The 18586-nt window shown below is 61.1% G+C and carries 14 protein-coding genes and 1 pseudogene; 6 read left to right on the forward strand and 9 right to left on the reverse strand.

Annotated elements, in window-relative coordinates:
* Window positions 1-6: 6 nt before the first annotated feature.
* The 5 genes and pseudogenes from KHP07_RS03570 to KHP07_RS03585 all read right to left on the reverse strand — a co-directional run bounded on the left by KHP07_RS03570 (window position 7) and on the right by KHP07_RS03585 (window position 4180).
* On the reverse strand, window positions 7-1170 hold the full coding sequence (locus KHP07_RS03570) for a transporter substrate-binding domain-containing protein (protein WP_214496612.1): 1164 nt from the start codon (window positions 1168-1170) through the stop codon (window positions 7-9).
* A gap of 157 nt (window positions 1171-1327) precedes the next feature.
* On the reverse strand, window positions 1328-2401 hold the full coding sequence (locus KHP07_RS03575; protein WP_502937527.1) for a methyl-accepting chemotaxis protein: 1074 nt from the start codon (window positions 2399-2401) through the stop codon (window positions 1328-1330).
* A gap of 219 nt (window positions 2402-2620) precedes the next feature.
* A pseudogene (locus KHP07_RS29780) lies at window positions 2621-2902 on the reverse strand (PAS domain-containing protein); the annotation flags it as partial.
* A 107-nt stretch (window positions 2903-3009) separates the two neighbouring features.
* Window positions 3010-3780 (reverse strand): transporter substrate-binding domain-containing protein, encoded by a 771-nt coding sequence (locus tag KHP07_RS03580; RefSeq protein ID WP_214496614.1) that lies wholly within the window; start codon window positions 3778-3780, stop codon window positions 3010-3012.
* Window positions 3781-3946: 166 nt separating this feature from the next.
* Complete coding sequence (locus tag KHP07_RS03585) at window positions 3947-4180, reverse strand: hypothetical protein (protein ID WP_099494074.1); 234 nt, start codon at window positions 4178-4180, stop codon at window positions 3947-3949.
* A gap of 210 nt (window positions 4181-4390) precedes the next feature.
* Between KHP07_RS03585 and KHP07_RS03590 the strand changes: the two genes are divergently transcribed.
* From KHP07_RS03590 to KHP07_RS03615, 6 genes are all read left to right on the forward strand, one after another.
* The gene (locus KHP07_RS03590; protein ID WP_078046968.1) at window positions 4391-5557 is read left to right on the forward strand and encodes an efflux RND transporter periplasmic adaptor subunit; all 1167 of its coding nucleotides are present in this window, start codon (window positions 4391-4393) and stop codon (window positions 5555-5557) included.
* Entirely contained in the window at window positions 5554-8643 is a 3090-nt protein-coding gene (locus tag KHP07_RS03595; protein ID WP_078046967.1) for a multidrug efflux RND transporter permease subunit, read from the forward strand. The genes KHP07_RS03590 and KHP07_RS03595 overlap by 4 nt, the downstream gene beginning before the upstream one ends.
* 26 nt (window positions 8644-8669) lie before the next feature.
* Window positions 8670-9347: a heavy metal response regulator transcription factor gene (locus tag KHP07_RS03600; RefSeq protein ID WP_078046966.1), complete on the forward strand. Its 678-nt coding sequence runs from the start codon at window positions 8670-8672 to the stop codon at window positions 9345-9347.
* Complete coding sequence (locus tag KHP07_RS03605; protein WP_100491465.1) at window positions 9337-10701, forward strand: heavy metal sensor histidine kinase; 1365 nt, start codon at window positions 9337-9339, stop codon at window positions 10699-10701. Before KHP07_RS03600 ends, KHP07_RS03605 begins: the two co-directional genes overlap by 11 nt.
* 352 nt (window positions 10702-11053) lie before the next feature.
* Window positions 11054-12376: an OprD family porin gene (locus KHP07_RS03610; RefSeq protein WP_214496615.1), complete on the forward strand. Its 1323-nt coding sequence runs from the start codon at window positions 11054-11056 to the stop codon at window positions 12374-12376.
* 86 nt (window positions 12377-12462) lie between these two features.
* Window positions 12463-13956 carry a sensor domain-containing diguanylate cyclase gene (locus KHP07_RS03615; protein WP_214496616.1) on the forward strand — a complete coding sequence of 498 codons (1494 nt, stop codon included), beginning with the start codon at window positions 12463-12465 and terminating at the stop codon, window positions 13954-13956.
* Window positions 13957-14141: 185 nt separating this feature from the next.
* On the opposite strand, the gene lpxC is transcribed toward KHP07_RS03615, so the two are convergent.
* The 4 genes from lpxC to KHP07_RS03635 form a co-directional block, all read right to left on the reverse strand.
* Complete coding sequence (gene lpxC, locus KHP07_RS03620; protein WP_003171886.1) at window positions 14142-15053, reverse strand: UDP-3-O-acyl-N-acetylglucosamine deacetylase; 912 nt, start codon at window positions 15051-15053, stop codon at window positions 14142-14144.
* A 112-nt stretch (window positions 15054-15165) separates the two neighbouring features.
* Window positions 15166-16371: a cell division protein FtsZ gene (gene ftsZ / locus KHP07_RS03625; protein ID WP_017526184.1), complete on the reverse strand. Its 1206-nt coding sequence runs from the start codon at window positions 16369-16371 to the stop codon at window positions 15166-15168.
* Window positions 16372-16436: 65 nt separating this feature from the next.
* Window positions 16437-17699, reverse strand: coding sequence for a cell division protein FtsA (ftsA, locus tag KHP07_RS03630; protein WP_010213031.1), 1263 nt, complete (start codon window positions 17697-17699; stop codon window positions 16437-16439).
* Window positions 17700-17714: 15 nt separating this feature from the next.
* Window positions 17715-18584 carry a cell division protein FtsQ/DivIB gene (locus tag KHP07_RS03635; protein WP_033899483.1) on the reverse strand — a complete coding sequence of 290 codons (870 nt, stop codon included), beginning with the start codon at window positions 18582-18584 and terminating at the stop codon, window positions 17715-17717.
* Window positions 18585-18586 lie beyond the last annotated feature (2 nt).

The following is an 18586-nucleotide window of genomic DNA, read 5'->3' on the forward strand; positions in this document are numbered from 1 at the left end:
AGTGGGTCAGAGGCTGGCCATGCACTCGATCTCGATCCGCGCATTCAGCAACAGCTTGCCAGCAAATGTCGTCCGGGCTGGCAGGCGGTCAGCCTGGAAGTAGCTGGCATAGACGCTGTTCATTTGTGCAAAGTCCTTGAGGTCGGCAAGAATCACCCTGCACTGGGCAACTCTATCCATCCCGATACCCTTGGCCATCAGAACGCCGCGTATGTTCTCGAGAGCCTGCGCCGTTTCTGCACGAATACCGCCAGGTACCAGACGACCGTTTTGATCCAGCCCCAACTTCCCGGAAATGTAGAGGGCCTGACCGACTTGCACCGTTTCCGAGAAGGGCAACCCACCCTCTGCCGGCGTATACGTCATCCTGGCCGGCTCAAGAGGCGCAGCGCCCAGATAACGCTCGGTAATGGCCGCATACTCGCCGCTGTCTTTCATGCGTTGCAGCGCCTCGTTGAGCGCCGCCGTGAGATCAGGATTGGTTTTGCGAGTGGCAATGGCTACGCCGCCGCCCAACATGTCATCGACCACCGTTGGCCCGGCAAAGGCGAACGCAGCACCTTCAGCGGTGTTCAACAGCGCTTCGCTGATTTCGACGGTGTTTTGCAACGTGGCGTCAATTTCACCGGCCTGCAAGCTACGGATCAAATCAGTGTTGAGGCCAAAGCTGCGCACAATCACCCCCTGGGTCCCCCACCGCGTCAAGGCAAAGGCTTCACGGCTGGTTCCCGCCAGCACGCCCACGCGCTTGCCCTTGAGTGCCTGGGCGGTTGGCAGCAGGTTGGAGCCCTTAGGAGCCACCAAACGGCTTTGAAGGGCATAGAGGTCATGGGTGAAGTCGACGAGTTCACGCCGCGCGGCTGTCGCCGTCATGGGCATGATCGCGTCGAACCGGCCAGCCTGGAGCGCTGCGAGGTTGGTCGCATAAGGCTGCTCAACCCACACGCAACGCGCATCAAGCGCTGCACACAGGGCATTCCCCAGTTCTATATTCAGCCCCACGAGCTCACCCTGGGCATTGCGGTATTCAAAGGGCGGCACATCCGCCTCTACACCAAAGCGGATTTCACGCCACGAACTCTCGGGAGCAGGCGCCACAGCACATCCCGCCGCGGACAAAAGGGTCAGAAAAAACGTCACCAGCGCCAGCAGTCGTCTTGAAGTCTTCATAAGCCTGTCCTGTGCAAAAGGTATGGGGCAGACGGGCTCCGTGAGTCATGGCCCGTATGCGCCCGTTGTTCTAACAAGCACTGACCGGTGTTTTAACTTCAACACGTCTGTTTGACTGGTAGGAAAGCTCCTAAATAGCAGTAGCCGTTGAATTGGGTTACCGCTGCTGCCCCCAGAACTCCTGCGCCAACTGGCGTAAATCCTCCGCCAGCGCCGCCACATCGCCTGAACTGAGCTGGCTCTGCTGCCCGGCGCTGACCGTGGCCTCCCCGGCATTGCGAATGCCAACGATATTGCGGTTGATGTCCTCGCTCACCGTGCTCTGCTCTTCCACGGCGGTTGCTATCTGCTGGCTCATGGCGGTGATTTGCGTGACACGCTGACTGATGCCGTCCAGCGCTGCGGCGGCCCGCTGTGCCTGCTGGACGCTGGCTTCGACATGCTCGCCGCTCTGCGCCATCGCTTGTACCGCATCCCGTGCGCCGCCTTGCAGGGTGCTGATCATGCGCTGGATTTCATCGGTCGATTGCTGGGTGCGCTGGGCCAGGCCGCGCACTTCATCGGCCACCACGGCGAAGCCACGCCCCTGCTCGCCCGCCCTCGCCGCTTCGATGGCGGCGTTCAGCGCCAGCAGGTTGGTCTGTTCGGCAATCGTGCGGATCACTTCCAGCACGCCGCTGATTTCGCCACTGTGGCTTTCCAACTGGTGAATGACTTCGGTGGCGCGTGCCAACTCCTGGGACAGGCGCAACACGGCATCACGGCTTTCATCCACGCGCTGATGGCCTTCGCGGGTCTCGCTGCCGGCCTGGTCGGCCGCCTTGGAAGCCTGCTGGGCATGGTTGGCCATTTCGGCCACGCTGGCGGCCATCTGGTGGATGGCTGCGGCTATCTGGTCGGTCTGAGTCTGTTGGCCGAGGCTGCTGGCGTGGCTGCTGTCCAGGTGCCGCACCAACTGCGCAGCGTGGCCCGACAGGCGCTGGGAGGCGTCGCCGATACGCCCCACCACCGCTCCTACCTGGGCTTCGAGCATTTGGAAGGCGAATTCGATTTGCCCGCACTCGTCCCGGCGCCCGGTGTAGATTGCCTGGCTCAAGGGGTTGTCGGCCACCCGGCGTGCACGCTGCTGCAGGTGGGACAGAGGTCGCAGGATCGCCTGCGCGCCAACCGCACCGACCGCACACCCGGCCACCAGGGCCAGTAACTGCCAGCCCAGCGCGTAATCCGCCAAGCCCAAGCCCAGGGCTCCGGTGACACCGCAGGTGAAGGCGACCCAAGCGAACAGTTTCATGCCCAAGCCAAGCACCGGCCATGCCGGTCGTTTGCCCGCTCGCAAGCGCGCATAGACCCGCTCTGCTGCGGCGATCCGACGCGCATCCGGCTTGGTACGTACCGATTGATACTCCACGGTGGCCCCGTCCCGGCTCACGGGCGTGGCATACGCGCTGACCCAGTAATGGTCACCGTTCTTGCAGCGGTTTTTCACCATGCCCATCCACGAACGCCCCGCCTTGAGGGTTCGCCACATATGGGCGAACGCCTCGGACGGCATGTCCGGATGACGCAGGATGTTATGTTTCACGCCAAGCAGCTCATCGCGGTCGTACCCGCTGATGTCGATGAAGTCCTGGTTGGCGTAGGTAATCGCGCTGGTCAGGTCGGTGGTCGAAAGGATGTTAGCGTCGGGGGCAAAGTCCACATTCCGACCGGTGACCGGCAGATTGATCTTCATGGAGAAGCGCGCTCGTAATTGTTGGAGGAGTCGGCAGGGCGTCGACTCTAAGCGCACCGAGGGGGCAAATACTGATCCAGCTCATGTTCCGCGCAATTAATTAGCCATCACGGTAGGTCGAGGCGATAAGGCGCAAGGATCCGCTGGTATTCACCATTGTGCATCAGCTGTTCCAGCGCACGGTTTAGCTCGGTACGCAGCGCGGTGTCAGTCTTGCGTAACGCGATCGCCACACCGTTGCCCAGCAGTTCGTTGGAAACGGCGGGGCCGAGGAAGTCGAAATCCTGGCCGGCAGCCGTGTCGAGCAGGGCCTCACGGATTTCCACGGTGCCCTGCAGCGTCGCATCGATATCGCCTGCCACCAGGCTGCGGACCAGTTCGTCGTTGAGCCAGAAGCTCTTGATGATCACGCCTTTGCGCGCCCATTTCGCATGCGCAAAGGCTTCGCGATTGCTGCCCAGCAACACGCCGACACGCTTGCCCTTGAGCGACCTTGGCGTCGGCATAAGGCCCGAGGTTCGGCGCGCGACCAGCCGCGTGGTGAAGGGGTAGAGGTTTTCGGTGAAACTCACCCAGCGCCGCCGCAAAGATGTCGGGGCTATGCCCATGATTGCATCGAATCGCCGCGCTTCCAGACCTTCGAAGTTTTCAACCAGCACCTGGTCAACCCACGTACAGCGCACATTCAACTGCTGGCAAAGGGCGTTGCCCAACTCGATATTCAGACCGACCAACTGCCCTTGCGGGTTGCGGCTCTGGAAAGGGGCAAATTGCGCGGCAACGGCGAAGCGGATTTCACGTCGCGGTTGATCAAGGCCTGCGACGGCATCCACCGCCAGTAATAGGGCAAGCGCTACACAGAGATGTATCAGGGGCACAGGAAACGTCCTTTTCCGGAAAGAGCGCCCTCCGCTGCACGCCCGTTAACCAAACCGGGGTGAAGCGGAAGCCGTGCAAGCTTTCAAGAAACGGTCGCAGACCTACAAGCAGAAACATCAACGGAGGCTGTAGGCAATATCCGTCAAATGTTACAGATGATTAATCTTAACGTTTACCCATGGAACGGCGTGTACCGGGCGGGGCCATACCCGGGCTCTTGGTGTGGCCGTTCTTGGCGCCGTTCTTGTACCAGGGCTGGGCGGCATTCTTGGCTCCGGCCAGTTCACCCGGTTTGAAGGGGAATTTGAACGCCGGGATCTCGGCTTTTTCAACGCCTTCGGCGCTGGCCGGATCGACGAGGTCGTCCGCTTCAACAGGGGGTTGTGTCGGGGAAGTCATAAGGGCTCCGGCGCGGGTATTGGTGTAAAAGCGCGAGTATAGCGGGGCCGGAGGGCCAAGCGGTAAGCTTCAAGCGGTAAGTTTAAAGCACTAGCTGTCATGGCTGTCAGTTTGACGTCACGATCCTGACCGGGTCGCCGCGCTATAAAGCTTTTATCCAAATCTCAACTTGCAGCTTGAAACTTGCAACTGCGCCTCTGGTGTCCGTCGATGCACATTCAACGAAAAACCGCCCTGATCGTGGGGGTCCTCGTGGTGTTGGCCGTTGCAACCTGGGCACTGACCCGACCGGCCAAGTCCAAACTGGCGGCACCCACCGCTATTCCCGTGCGGGTGGTGAGCGTGGCGCAGCAGGACATTCCGCGCTTTGTCAGTGGGATTGGCTCGGTGCTGTCGCTGCACAGTGTGGTGATTCGCCCGCAAGTGGACGGCATCCTCACTAAATTGCTGGTCAAGGAAGGCCAGTTGGTCAAGGCCGGTGACCTGCTGGCGACCATCGATGACCGCTCGATCCGTGCCAGCCTTGACCAGGCCAAGGCCCAACTGGGCGAAAGCCAGGCGCAGTTGCAGGTAGCGCTGGTCAACCTCAAGCGCTACAAGGAGTTGAGTGTCGACGACGGCGTGTCCAAGCAGACTTATGACCAGCAACAAGCCCTGGTCAACCAGCTCAAGGCCACTGCCCAAGGCAACCAGGCCGCAATCGATTCAGCTCAGGTACAACTTTCCTACACTCAGATTCGCTCGCCGGTCAGCGGACGCGTCGGTATTCGCACCGTGGATGAAGGCAACTTCTTGCGCACCGCCGATACCCAGGGCCTGTTTTCCGTGACCCAGATCGACCCGATTGCCGTCGAGTTCTCCCTGCCGCAACAAATGCTGCCCACCTTGCAGGGCCTGATCGCGGCGCCCACAAAAGCCAGCGTCGATGCCTACCTGGGCGCCGACACCGATGGCCAGACCGGCGACTTGCTTGGCGAGGGTCACCTGAGCCTGATCGACAACCAGATCAGCTCCACCACCGGCACCCTGCGCGCCAAGGCCGAATTCAACAATGCCTCGCAGCGCCTGTGGCCGGGGCAACTGGTGACCATCAAGATCCAGACCGCCCTCGACAAAAACGCCTTGGTGGTGCCACCGACCGTCGTGCAGCGCGGCCTGGACTCGCATTTTGTGTACCGGGTCAACGGTGACAAGGTCGACGTGGTGCCGGTGCAAGTCACCTACCAGAACAGCGACGTGAACATCATCAAGGGCGTACAGGCCGGGGATGTGCTGGTCAGCGACGGCCAGTCACGGCTCAAGGCGGGTGCGCAGGTGGAAATACTCAAGGAGCCGCCGCAAGTCATTCAGACCGTTGATGCCAAGGTGCAGCCATGAGCCGTTCGCCGTCAGCCTGGTGCGTCGACCACCCGGTCGCCACCCTGCTGCTGACCTTTGCCCTGGTGCTGCTCGGGCTGATTGCCTTCCCGCGCCTGGCCATCGCCCCACTGCCGGAAGCGGAATTTCCGACGATCCAGGTGACTGCCACGCTGCCCGGCGCCAGTCCGGACACCATGGCGTCATCCGTGGCCACGCCGCTGGAGGTGCAATTCAGCGCCATCCCTGGCATGACCCAGATGACCTCCAGCAGCGCCCTGGGCTCCAGCCTGTTGACCCTGCAATTCACCCTGACCAAAAGCATCGACACCGCCGCGCAGGAAGTGCAGGCGGCGATCAACACCGCGTCCGGTAAGCTGCCCAGCGACATGCCGAGCCTGCCGACCTGGAAGAAGGTCAACCCGGCGGACAGCCCAGTGCTGATCCTCAGCGTCAGCTCCAACAGCATGCCCAGCACCGAGTTGAGCGACTACGTGGAAACCCTGCTGGCCCGGCAGATCAGCCAGATCGACGGGGTTGGCCAGATCAACATCACCGGCCAGCAGCGCCCGGCGATCCGGGTACAAGCGTCCCCGGACAAACTCGCCGCCATCGGCCTGACCCTGGCCGATATCCGCCTGGCCATCCAGCAATCGAGCCTCAACCTGGCCAAGGGTGCGATCTACGGCGAGAACAGTGTGTCGACCCTGTCGACCAACGACCAGTTGTTCCACCCGGAGGACTACGCGCAGTTGATCGTGTCCTACAAGGACGGCGCACCGGTTCAACTGCGTGATATCGCCAAAGTCATCAACGGTTCGGAAAACGCCTACGTGCAGGCCTGGTCCGGCGACACCCCAGGGGTCAACCTGGTGATCTCGCGCCAGCCCGGCGCGAATATCGTCGAGACCGTCGACCGCATTCAAGCCGAGCTGCCGCGCCTGCAGGCGATGCTGCCGGCGTCGGTGCAGGTCAGCGTGTTGACCGACCGTACCAAGACCATCCGCGCGTCGCTGCATGAGGTGGAAGTGACGCTGCTGATTGCCATCCTGCTGGTGGTGGCGGTGATGGCGCTGTTCCTGCGGCAGTTGTCGGCGACGATGATTGTGTCCAGCGTGCTGGGTGTGTCGCTGGTCGCCAGCTTTGCGTTGATGTACCTGATGGGTTTCAGCCTGAACAACCTGACGCTGGTGGCGATCGTCATCGCAGTGGGCTTTGTGGTGGACGATGCCATCGTGGTGGTCGAGAACATTCACCGCCACCTGGAAGCTGGGCTCGACAAGCGCGAAGCGGCGATCAAAGGCGCCGGGGAGATCGGCTTTACGGTGGTGTCCATCAGCTTCTCGCTGGTGGCGGCGTTTATTCCGCTGCTGTTCATGGGGGGCGTGGTTGGGCGTTTGTTCAAGGAGTTTGCCTTGACGGCGACCTCGACCATTCTGATCTCGGTGGTGGTTTCGCTGACCTTGGCGCCGACCCTGGCCGCGCTGTTCATGCGCGCGCCCAGCCACCCTGCGCACGACAAACCGGGCTTCAGCGAACGGCTGCTGGCCGGCTATGCGCGCAACCTGCGCCGTGCCCTGGCCCATCAACGCACGATGGCGGCAATCTTCGTCGTGACGTTGGCCCTGGCCGTGGTCGGCTACGTGTTCATCCCCAAGGGGTTCTTCCCGGTGCAGGACACCGGCTTTGTACTCGGCACCAGCGAAGCGGCGGCCGACGTGTCCTACCCGGACATGGTGGCCAAGCACAAGGCCCTGGCCGAAATCGTCAAGGCCGACCCGGCAGTGGAAGCGTTTTCGCATTCGGTCGGTGTGACCGGCAGCAACCAGACCATTGCCAACGGCCGCTTCTGGATCGCCTTGAAGGACCGCGGCGACCGTGACGTGTCCGCCAGCCAGTTCATCGATCGCATCCGCCCGAAACTGGCCAAGGTGCCGGGTATCGTGTTGTACCTGCGCGCCGGGCAAGACATCAACCTGAGTTCCGGCCCCAGCCGTGCTCAGTACCAATACGTGCTCAAGAGCAACGACGGCCCGACGCTCAACACCTGGACCCAGCGCCTCACCGAAAAACTGCGCGCCAACCCGGCGTTTCGCGACCTGTCCAACGACCTGCAACTGGGCGGCAGCATCACCCACATCAGCATCGACCGCCAGGCCGCCGCGCGTTTTGGCCTGACCGCCACCGATGTGGATCAGGCGCTGTACGACGCGTTCGGCCAGCGCCAGATCAACGAATTCCAGACCGAGATCAACCAGTACCAAGTGGTGCTGGAATTGGATACCCAGCAACGCGGCAAAGCCGAAAGCCTCAACTACTTTTACCTGCGCTCGCCGCTGACAAACGAGATGGTGCCGCTGTCGGCGCTGGCCAAAGTCGATCCGCCCACCGTGGGGCCACTTTCGATCAGCCATGACGGCATGTTCCCGGCCGCCAACCTGTCGTTCAACCTGGCACCGGGCGTGGCCTTGGGCGATGCAGTGATCATGCTCAACCAGGCCAAGAATGAAATCGGCATGCCGACCACCATCATCGGCAACTTTCAGGGCGCGGCCCAGGCATTCCAGAGTTCGCTGGCCAGCCAACCGTGGCTGATCCTGGCGGCGCTGGTGGCGGTGTATATCATCCTCGGCGTGCTGTACGAGAGCTTCGTGCACCCGCTGACGATCATTTCGACCTTGCCCTCGGCAGGGTTGGGCGCGCTGATCATGCTGTCACTGATGGGGCAGGACTTTTCGATCATGGCGCTGATCGGCCTGGTGCTGTTGATCGGCATCGTGAAGAAGAACGGCATCCTGATGATCGACTTTGCCCTGGAGGCTCAGCGCGTCAGGGGTCTGTCGCCGGAAGATGCGATCTATGAAGCCTGCGTCACGCGGTTCCGGCCGATCATCATGACCACCCTCGCCGCCCTGCTCGGCGCGGTGCCGCTGATGCTCGGCGCCGGCCCTGGTGCGGAAATGCGCCAGCCGCTGGGTATCGCAGTGGTTGGCGGGTTGCTGGTGAGCCAGGCGCTGACGCTGTTCACCACACCGGTCATATACTTGTACCTTGAGAAGTTTTTCCACCGGCCCACACCAACGCCTGCGTTGGCGACCACAGACTGAGGCCCGGCCCTGGAGCAAAAAGACTCATGCGCGTACTGATTATTGAAGATGAAGAAAAAACCGCCGACTACCTGCACCGTGGTCTGACGGAGCAAGGCTACACCGTCGACGTGGCACGCGAAGGCGTCGAGGGTTTGCACCTGGCGCTGGAGAACGACTACGCGGTCATCGTGCTCGACGTGATGCTGCCTGGCCTCGATGGCTTTGGCGTGCTGCGTGCCCTGCGCGCGCGCAAGCAGACGCCGGTGATCATGCTCACGGCCCGCGAGCGCGTGGAAGACCGCATTCGCGGCCTGCGCGAAGGCGCCGACGATTACCTGGGCAAACCGTTTTCCTTCCTGGAACTGGTGGCACGCCTGCAAGCCCTGACCCGCCGCAGCGGTGGTCATGAACCCGTGCAGGTGACGGTCGCCGACCTGTGGATCGACCTGATCAGCCGCAAGGCCAGTCGCAATGGCTTGCGCCTGGACCTGACCGCCAAGGAGTTCTCGCTGCTCAGCGTGTTGGCGCGGCGCCAGGGTGAGATCCTGTCCAAGACCGCGATTGCGGAGATGGTCTGGGACATCAATTTCGACAGCGACGCCAACGTGGTGGAAGTCGCGATCAAGCGCCTGCGCGCCAAGCTCGACGGGCCGTTCGAACAAAAGCTGCTGCACACCATCCGTGGCATGGGGTATGTGCTGGAGAGCCGAAGTGTCAGCTAACTCCATCGCCCTGCGCCTGAGCGGCATGTTCACCCTGGTGGCGCTGCTGATCTTCGTATTGATCGGTGGTGCGCTTTATCAGCAAGTGGACCGGGGGCTGGGCTTGTTGCCAGGCGCCGAGCTGGATGCGCGTTACAGCGTGCTCGAATCTTCGGTGAACCGCTTCGGCACGCCGGACCATTGGGTAAAGATCAAGGCCAAGCTCAAGCTGCTGGGTGAGGAAGACAAACGTATTCGTTTCTGGGTGGTGAGCAGCGATCCGAATTATGAATATGGCGAGCCGGACGCGCAGATCCGCGCGTTTGCCGAAGGGCCTACCGGCAAGCGCGATTTGCGCCTGCCGGGCCACCATCACCCATTCAAAGTGCTGGTGAGCCAGTTCCCGGCCAAGGAGCAGCGCCCGCCCCTGCGCTTCATGATTGCCATCGATACCGAGAACTTCCGTGCAACCCAGCATCATTTGCTGGTGGCGTTGATCAGCCTCGCATTTGTCGGTGTGGTCCTGGCGGCGCTGTTGGGGTTCTGGGTTTCACGCATCGGCCTGAAGCCGCTGGGCAAGCTGTCGGACGAGGCGCAAAAGCTCGCGCCACCAAAACTCTCCGGGCGCCTTGAACTGTCGCCGCTGCCGCCGGAGCTGAGCCAGTTCGTCAATTCGTTCAACTCCACGCTCGACCGCGTCGAGCAGGCCTATTCACGCCTGGAATCGTTCAACGCCGACGTCGCCCACGAACTGCGCTCGCCCCTGACCAACCTGATCGGCCAGACCCAAGTGGCGCTGACCCGAGGGCGTTCGGCCGAGCATTATTTCGAGGTGCTGCAATCGAACCTTGAAGAGCTGGAGCGCCTACGTTCGATCATCAATGACATGCTGTTCCTGGCCAGCGCCGACCAGGGCAGCAAGGCCACCAAGTTGATCGAAAGCTCCCTGGCCGACGAAGTAGCCACCACCCTCGACTACCTGGACTTCATTCTTGAAGACGCCCAGGTCAAGGTACAGGTAAAGGGCGATGCCACGGTGCAGATCGAAAAAGCCCACCTGCGCCGTGCGCTGATCAACCTGCTGAGCAACGCGGTGCAGCACACCGCGCCTGGGCAGGTGATCGTGGTGAATATCGAGGTGCAAGAACATCAGGTGGCGATCGGCGTCACCAACCCCGGCGACGTCATTGCCAGCGAACACTTGCCACGTCTGTTCGAACGGTTTTATCGGGTGGATGCGTCACGCAGCAACAGCGGCGCCAACCATGGCCTGGGGCTGGCCATCGTCAAGGCGATTGCGCTGATGCACGGCGGTGATGTGTTCGTGCGCAGTGAGGGCGGCGGCAATACCTTTGGCATCACTTTGCCCGTCTGACACTGCCGGCGATGGCGGTGTTCGGGTCGACGTGTGCATGACTGAGCCACCGCTATCGCCGGCAAGCCGGCTCCTACAGGGACGGTGATGGGTTTGTTGCGATTTGGGCAACAGTCATTATCTTGTTACACTCTGTATCGTACCGCTCGCCTGCGTTAATTTGACGCATCGATGAGCGCGACGGCAAAGGCAGCCTCCCGCTTACCCGAATTTCCCTCGACTTATTTCCAGGGCTCTACACTGGGAATCTGTCTTAAAGCCGCTGACTTCAGCGGCTTTTTTTTGCCGTAAAAAAAGGCCAGGCACCCCCACGACATTGGCCGTTTTCCGATTGACCAAAGGAGCTACACCGGTGAAGAACTCGCTGACGTTCACCCCGTTATTTCTCGCAATTGCAGCAACGATCACCCCTCTTGCCCATGCGGCAGACACCACCCCCGCCGACGGTTTCGTCGAAGGCGCCCACCTCAATATCAACACCCGCAACTACTACATGAACCGCGACCGTCGCGACATCCACACCGATGACAGTAAGGAATGGGGCCAGGGTTTCATCGGCACCTTCGAATCCGGCTACACCCAGGGCACCGTCGGCTTCGGCCTGGACGCCCATGCCATGCTCGGTCTGAAGCTGGACGGCGGTGGCGGTACGGACGGTTCCAGCATCCTTCCGTACGGCAGTGGCAACGGTAAGGCGCCCGGCTCGTTCTCGACGGCGGGTGGCGCCTTGAAAATGCGCGCGTTCGATACCGAGTTGAGGGCCGGCGACCTGTTCCTCAATAACCCGGTGATCGCCGGCGGCGCAACCCGCATGCTGCCGCAGACCTTCCGTGGCGTGAGCCTGAGCAACCACAGCCTCGACGGCTGGATGTTCGAAGGTGGCCAGGCCAGCTTCACCAAGCTCTACAACCAGAGCGGCCACCGCCGCATCGGCACCAGCTACGGTGCGCTGCCCAGCAATACCGATAGCCAGCACATGAACTGGGCCGGCGTGTCGTTCAGCGGCATCGACGGGCTGACCAGCAACCTCTACGCCTCCGAGCTCAAGGACGTGTGGAACCAGTACTACTACGACCTGGACTACACCTATGTGGTGAACGAGATGATCAGTCTCAACCCCGGTCTGCACTACTACCATACCCAGGACACCGGGCAGTCGCTGCTGGGGGATATCGACAACAACACCTACAGCCTGCACTTCACCGTGGACGTCGGCCATCACAGCGTCACGGCCGCGTACCAGCGGGTCAACGGCAACACACCGTTCGACTACATCGCCCAGGGCGACAGCGTGTACCTGGACAACTCCCAGCAGTACTCCGACTTCAACGGCCCCAATGAGCGCTCGTGGAAACTCAAGTACGCCTATAACTTCGGCGGCCTGGGCCTGCCCGGCCTGACCTCGGCCGTGTCCTATATCAGCGGCAAGACCGACCTGACCAAGGTCGACCCGCAAAGCCGTGGCTATAGCGCGTGGTACAGCGCCGACGGTAAAGACGCCAAGCATTGGGAACGGGACATCGACCTGAAATACGTCGTGCAGGACGGCAAGGCCAAGGACTTGGCGGTGCGCCTGCAATGGGCGGTCAACCGTGGCAGCAATGGTTACTCGGCGGTGGATCGGGATGTGGATGAATACCGGGTGATCGTCGACTACCCGATCAACGTGTTCTGACAGACGTCTTTTTCTTTTTAACCAAGCATTTAATTTTCATCGGGTAGAACTAAACTGCCAGCATCCTCACCGCTGAAGTCTGCCCGATGAGTCCACGCCCTGTTCGTACCTCACCCGCACATCCTGAGTTGTTACTGATGCTGGGCAGCGGGCTCAGCGTTGCCCTGATTGTGATCATTGTCGCGGTGCTGTTGATTCGCGAACACGCCAGCACGCTTGAGGCGGCCAAGCGATCGACCACCAATATCGCCCAACTGATCAACGCCGACGTGCTGCGTAACGTCGAGTTGTATGACCTGTCGCTCAACGGGCTGATTGCGGCCACGCAACGTGAAGACCTGTCCGGGGTTGCTGCCAATATCCAGCACTTGGTGCAGTTTGATTTATCCACGGCGGCGCCTTTCAAGGGCGAGGTCTTGCTGCTGGATGCCAACGGCAAGGTTATCGCCGACTCCTCCACACTGCGGCCCACGCCACGTAATTTTGCCAGCCGCGATTATTTCCAGGTGCATGCCAAGGACGCCAACGCGGGCCTGTTTATCAGTCGCCCCTTCAAGATCCATTGCGACTGCGACCAGGTCTGGCGCATGGCATTCAGTCGACGTGTGTCGGGCCCCAAGGGAGAGTTTGTCGGCGTAGCGGTCGCGACCATGCGCCTGGCGTATTTCGACCAGCTGTTCAACACCCTGACCATCGGCAATGGCAGCAGCGTCAACCTGCTGAACAACAACGGCATTCTCCTGGCCCAGCAGCCGCTGCTCGAACGCGACATGATCGACAAGGACCTGAGTGACCGGCCTAACTTCAAGCGAATACTGCGCGACGGAAGCGGCAGCTTTCAGGCGATCTCTGCCATCAGTGGTAAAGAGCGCCTGTATACATTTACCAATGTCGGTGCCCTGCCATTGATCGTGGTAGTAGCGTTGTCCAGCGAGGACGTATTCGCACCCTGGAGACGCGCGGCACTGCTGACCAGTGGTGCCACCGGGGTGCTCTGCGCCGGTTTGTTGTGGCTGACCTGGTTGCTACGCCGGGAACTGCGAAGGCGGCGTCGCGCTGAACGAGTACTGTCAGAACTGGCAGCCACCGATGCATTGACCGGCCTGGCCAACCGGCGCGTTCTGGATGAACGCCTGCGCCTTGAGTGGGACCGCGCTCAGCGCTCCACCGAGCCGCTGACGGTGCTGATGATTGACGTGGACCACTTCAAGGCCTTCAACGACCGCCACGGCCATCACGGTGGCGACGACGCGTTGCGCAGCGTGGCCCAGGTGATCGGCAGCAACATCCGCCGACCGGCTGACCTGGCCGCACGTTATGGCGGCGAAGAGTTCGCGGTGGTGTTGCCGGTGACCGACGCCAAGGGCGCCTGGGTGATCGCCGAGCACATCCGCAGCGCCATCGAGTACTTGCCGAGGGTTGGAGGTGATGAGCAGCCGATTACCGTGAGCATTGGCCTGAGTACTTGGGACAAGCGTAGCCGTCAGTCGCTGGAGGCGTTGTTGCTAAGTGCGGATCAGGCGCTCTATGAAGCCAAGCACACCGGGCGCAACCGTATCGTGGATGCTTCGGTCCTTTAATGAACACGGCGTTTCTGCGGTGAGCGGGCTTAATGTTGTGAACAGGCTTGGTGTGGTGAGCGGGCCTGTTGTGGTGAGCGGGCTCACCACAATAGGCCCGATCGCCACTAAGCGCCCTAAAATTCAGGCATAAAAAAAGGCCACCCGAAGGTGGCCTTTCAAAACTAAAGAAAGAGAGTTGTTACTTACACCGCCGCAACGGGACGCATGTAAGAGATCGGTGCGGTGCTGGCATCTTCGAAGGTCACGACTTCCCAAGCGTCTGTCTGCTCAATCAACTTGCGCAGCAGCTGGTTGTTAAGGGCGTGGCCCGACTTGAAGCCTTTGAACTCGCCTATCAGGCTATTGCCCAGCAGGTAGAGGTCACCGATTGCATCGAGGATCTTGTGCTTCACGAACTCGTCTTCGTAGCGAAGGCCGTCTTCGTTCAGTACACCATCCGCGTCGACCACAATGGCGTTTTCAACGCTGCCGCCGAGTGCGAGGTTGTGCTTGCGCAGGTACTCGATGTCACTCATGAAACCAAAGGTACGGGCGCGGCTGACTTCTTTTACAAACGAAGTGCTGGAAAAATCCACGCTTGCACTTTGGGTGCGGTCACGGAATACCGGGTGATCGAAATCGATCTCAAAGCTCACTTTAAAGCCTTCGAACGGGACGAAGGTGGCGCGCTTGTCGCCGTCTTCTACTGTCACTTCCCGCAGAATGCGAATGAACTTCTTGGCTGCGTCCTGTTCTTCCAGGCCGGCAGATTGAATCAAGAATACGAAGGGTCCAGCGCTGCCATCCATGATCGGGACTTCGGACGCGGAGAGCTCGACGTAGGCGTTATCGATGCCCAGGCCAGCCATGGCCGAGAGCAAGTGCTCCACCGTGTCCACTTTGACGTCACCGTTGACCAATGTGGTCGACATAGTGGTTTCGCCAACGTTTTCCGCGCGAGCAGGAATCTGCACCACAGGGTCCAGGTCGGCACGCACAAACACGATGCCGGTGTCGACAGGTGCAGGCTTGAGGGTCAGGTATACCTTCTCCCCGGAGTGCAGACCTACACCTGTGGCACGAATAATATTCTTCAGGGTGCGTTGTTTAATCATGGCTTGGACCGCTTCAGCGCAAATTGCGAACTGGTATCAACAAAGGCTGGCGATAATAGCAGACCAGACCTTTGCTGAACACCAATCACCTTCATAGCCCTGATACATTCCATTAATCGGCCTGACGACGCAGGAATGCCGGGATGTCCAGGTAGTCCAGATCATCTTGCGGATTCGGGCTACGGGACGCCGCAGCACCGGCCTGAGCCTGATTGCGCATCACGGTCGGACGGTCCAGGTCACGGTAGTTCACCGACGGCAGTTCCTGGCGCGAAGGCGCTGGAGCGGCAGCCGCTTGGCTGGCGTGGCTGGCTTGGCTGTTATGCAGGGTGTTGTCGATGACCTTCACAGGCTTCTCGATTTTCGCGCCCAGGCCGGTGGCGACCACGGTCACGTGCAGCTCGTCGCGCATGTCCGGATCGATAACGGTACCGACCTTGACCATGGCGTGCTCGGAAGCGAAGGCTTCAATGATGCTACCCACGTCGGAGTACTCACCCAGGGACAGGTCAGGACCGGCGGTGATGTTCACCAGGATGCCGCGTGCGCCTTGCAGGTTCACGTCTTCCAGCAACGGGTTGCGGATGGCCGCTTCGGTGGCTTCACGCGCACGGTTCGGACCGCTGGCGCAGCCAGTGCCCATCATCGCCATGCCCATTTCGCTCATCACGGTACGTACGTCGGCAAAGTCGACGTTGATCATGCCTGGGCGCTTGATGATGTCGGAGATACCGCGAACGGCACCGGCCAGTACATCGTCAGCCTTGGCGAACGCGGACAGCAGGCTTGCGTCCTTGCCCAGGATAGTCAGCAGTTTCTCGTTGGGGATGGTGATCAACGAGTCGACGCTTTCAGACAGCAGACGGATACCTTCGTCGGCGATCTGCATGCGCTTGCGGCCTTCGAACGGGAACGGACGGGTCACGACAGCAACCGTCAGAATCCCCATTTCCTTGGCCACTTCGGCAATGATCGGCGCAGCACCGGTACCGGTACCGCCGCCCATGCCAGTGGTGATGAACACCATGTTGGTGCCTTGCAGCACTTCAGCAATACGCTCGCGGTCTTCCAGCGCGGCTTGACGGCCGACTTCCGGATTGGCGCCAGCGCCGAGGCCCTTGGTCACGGCTGTGCCCAATTGCAGGATGGTCCGCGCGCCGATGCTTTTCAGCGCCTGGGCATCAGTGTTGGCGCAGATGAATTCAACGCCTTCAATGTTGCTCTTGACCATGTGATTGACAGCGTTGCCGCCGCCACCGCCGACACCGATCACTTTGATGACCGGGCTTGCGGGGATGTTGTCTACGAGTTCGAACATGTTCCCTCTCCTTTCGTTTTCTCTAGTTTTTTCGCCTACTGCTTACAACGGTGTCGCGGTAAATCTTAAAAATTGCCTTTGACCCATGCTTGCAAACGCTCGAACAACGGCGCTTTCGCCTCGTCGTCGCTGCGGTAGCTGTCACGGTTACTCGGGCCCGACAGGGAAATGCCGTCGGTCTGCTTTTGCAGCCCGTACAACAGCAAGCCCACACCGGTGGAATAAATCGGGTTGCGTACTACGTCGCCCAAGCCTTTGACGCCATGGGGCACGCCCAGGCGGACTGGCATGTGGAAGATTTCCTCGGCCAGTTCGACCGCGCCTTCCATCTTCGAGGTGCCACCGGTCAGCACGATGCCGGCCGGAATCAAATCTTCGTAGCCGCTGCGACGCAGTTCCGCCTGGATCAGGGTGAACAGTTCGTCGTAGCGCGGCTCGACCACTTCGGCCAGGGCCTGGCGCGACAGTTCACGCGGTGGACGATCGCCCACGCTTGGTACCTTGATGGTCTCGCCGGCACCGGCCAGTTTGGCCAGGGCGCAGGCGTAGCGAATCTTGATTTCTTCGGCGTACTGGGTCGGTGTACGCAGCGCCATGGCGATGTCGTTGGTCACTTGGTCGCCAGCAATCGGGATCACGGCGGTGTGACGGATCGCACCCTCGGTGAAGATCGCGATGTCGGTGGTGCCGCCGCCGATGTCGACCAGGCACACGCCCAGCTCTTTCTCGTCGTCGGTGAGTACCGAATAGGCCGAGGCCAACTGTTCAAGAATGATGTCGTCGATTTCCAGGCCGCAGCGGCGCACGCATTTTTCAATGTTCTGTGCGGCGTTGACGGCGCAGGTCACCACGTGGACCTTGGCTTCCAGACGTACGCCGGACATGCCCAGCGGCTCACGAACGCCTTCCTGGTTGTCGATCACGTAGTCCTGGGGCAGCGTGTGCAACACGCGCTGGTCAGCCGGGATCGCCACGGCCTGGGCAGCGTCAAGCACGCGCTCAAGGTCGGCGGAGCTGACTTCGCGGTCGCGGATCGCCACGATGCCGTGGGAGTTCAGGCTGCGAATATGGTTGCCCGCCACGCCAACGAATGCCGAGTGGATCCGGCAACCGGCCATCAGCTGCGCTTCTTCGATGGCGCGCTGGATCGACTGCACGGTGGACTCGATGTTCACCACCACGCCCTTCTTCAGGCCCCGGGACGGATGCGTGCCAATACCGACGATTTCGATGACGCCGTCTTCACCGACCTCGCCCACCAGCGCCACCACTTTGGAGGTGCCGATATCGAGACCGACGATCATTTTGCCGCTTTGCACGTTTGCCATGGGTCCTGCCTCTTCTTAATTCTTCGCGACAGCGGGTTGCGCTGCCGTGGGCGCAGCCGGTTCACGCCAGCCGACGGCAAGGCCGTTGGCGTAACGCAGGTCGACGCTCGCAATGTTCGTAATCTGTTCTTTCAAGGTCTTGTCATAGATGGCAATGAAGCGGCGCATCTTTTCCACCAAGCGGTCGCGTCCCAGCAACAACTGGATGCCCGGGCCGGAACTGCCTGCCCCGGTCGTCAAAAACCAGCTACCCCGTTCACGCAGTTCCAGGCGTGCAATGGAGAAGCCCATTGGCCGCAGCATCTGGCTCAAGGCCTGGTACTGCTGCATCACTTGCTGCTGCGCCCGCTGCGGCCCGAACAACTGCGGCAGGTGCTCGTAGTTCGCCAGCTCACGCGGGGTGAACGCCTGGCCCTGGTTGTTCAACAGCGCTTCATCGCCCCAACGGGCCACGGGCAGTTGTTCTTCCAGGCGGATCGTGACCTGGTCCGGCCATACACGGCGGACCTCGGCGTGAGCGATCCACGGCATCTGCTCCAGCTCCGAGCGCATACCGGCCAGGTCGATGGTAAAGAAGCTCGCCGCCAGGTACGGGCCAATGCGCTGCTGTACCGCTTGCTGGCTGATGTAGCTCAAGTCGCCCTGCACGCTGATCTTGGTGATCGGCCGGTCGGCATACGGCAACAGACGCTGCGCGCCCTCGTAGGTTCCGAAGCCCAGCACCACCAGCAACACCGGCCAGAACAGCGCCTTGAGGAAACCAAAGTTGGCTTTCGGCAGGCGCGCCGACATCGGCTCTTTAGCCACCATTCGGCTGGCACCCCGTGGCACCGGCTTGCGGCTCGGTGCTTGTGGGGGCTGATGACGAAGCGATGCGCCTTTCATGT

The sequence above is a fragment of the Pseudomonas sp. VS40 genome (assembly GCF_018587885.1).
Classification (GTDB): Bacteria; Pseudomonadota; Gammaproteobacteria; order Pseudomonadales; family Pseudomonadaceae; genus Aquipseudomonas; species Aquipseudomonas pergaminensis.

Bases quoted from the DNA above. Each gene is read 5' to 3' on its own strand.
- KHP07_RS03570 (WP_214496612.1), bottom strand. From the start codon at position 1,170: ATGAAGACTTCAAGACGACTGCTGGCGCTGGTGACGTTTTTTCTGACC.
- KHP07_RS03585 (WP_099494074.1), bottom strand. From the start codon at position 4,180: ATGACTTCCCCGACACAACCCCCTGTTGAAGCGGACGACCTCGTCGAT.
- KHP07_RS03590 (WP_078046968.1), top strand. From the start codon at position 4,391: ATGCACATTCAACGAAAAACCGCCCTGATCGTGGGGGTCCTCGTGGTG.
- KHP07_RS03595 (WP_078046967.1), top strand. From the start codon at position 5,554: ATGAGCCGTTCGCCGTCAGCCTGGTGCGTCGACCACCCGGTCGCCACC.
- KHP07_RS03600 (WP_078046966.1), top strand. From the start codon at position 8,670: ATGCGCGTACTGATTATTGAAGATGAAGAAAAAACCGCCGACTACCTG.
- KHP07_RS03615 (WP_214496616.1), top strand. From the start codon at position 12,463: ATGAGTCCACGCCCTGTTCGTACCTCACCCGCACATCCTGAGTTGTTA.
- lpxC (WP_003171886.1), bottom strand. From the start codon at position 15,053: ATGATTAAACAACGCACCCTGAAGAATATTATTCGTGCCACAGGTGTA.
- ftsZ (WP_017526184.1), bottom strand. From the start codon at position 16,371: ATGTTCGAACTCGTAGACAACATCCCCGCAAGCCCGGTCATCAAAGTG.
- ftsA (WP_010213031.1), bottom strand. From the start codon at position 17,699: ATGGCAAACGTGCAAAGCGGCAAAATGATCGTCGGTCTCGATATCGGC.
- KHP07_RS03635 (WP_033899483.1), bottom strand. From the start codon at position 18,584: ATGAAAGGCGCATCGCTTCGTCATCAGCCCCCACAAGCACCGAGCCGC.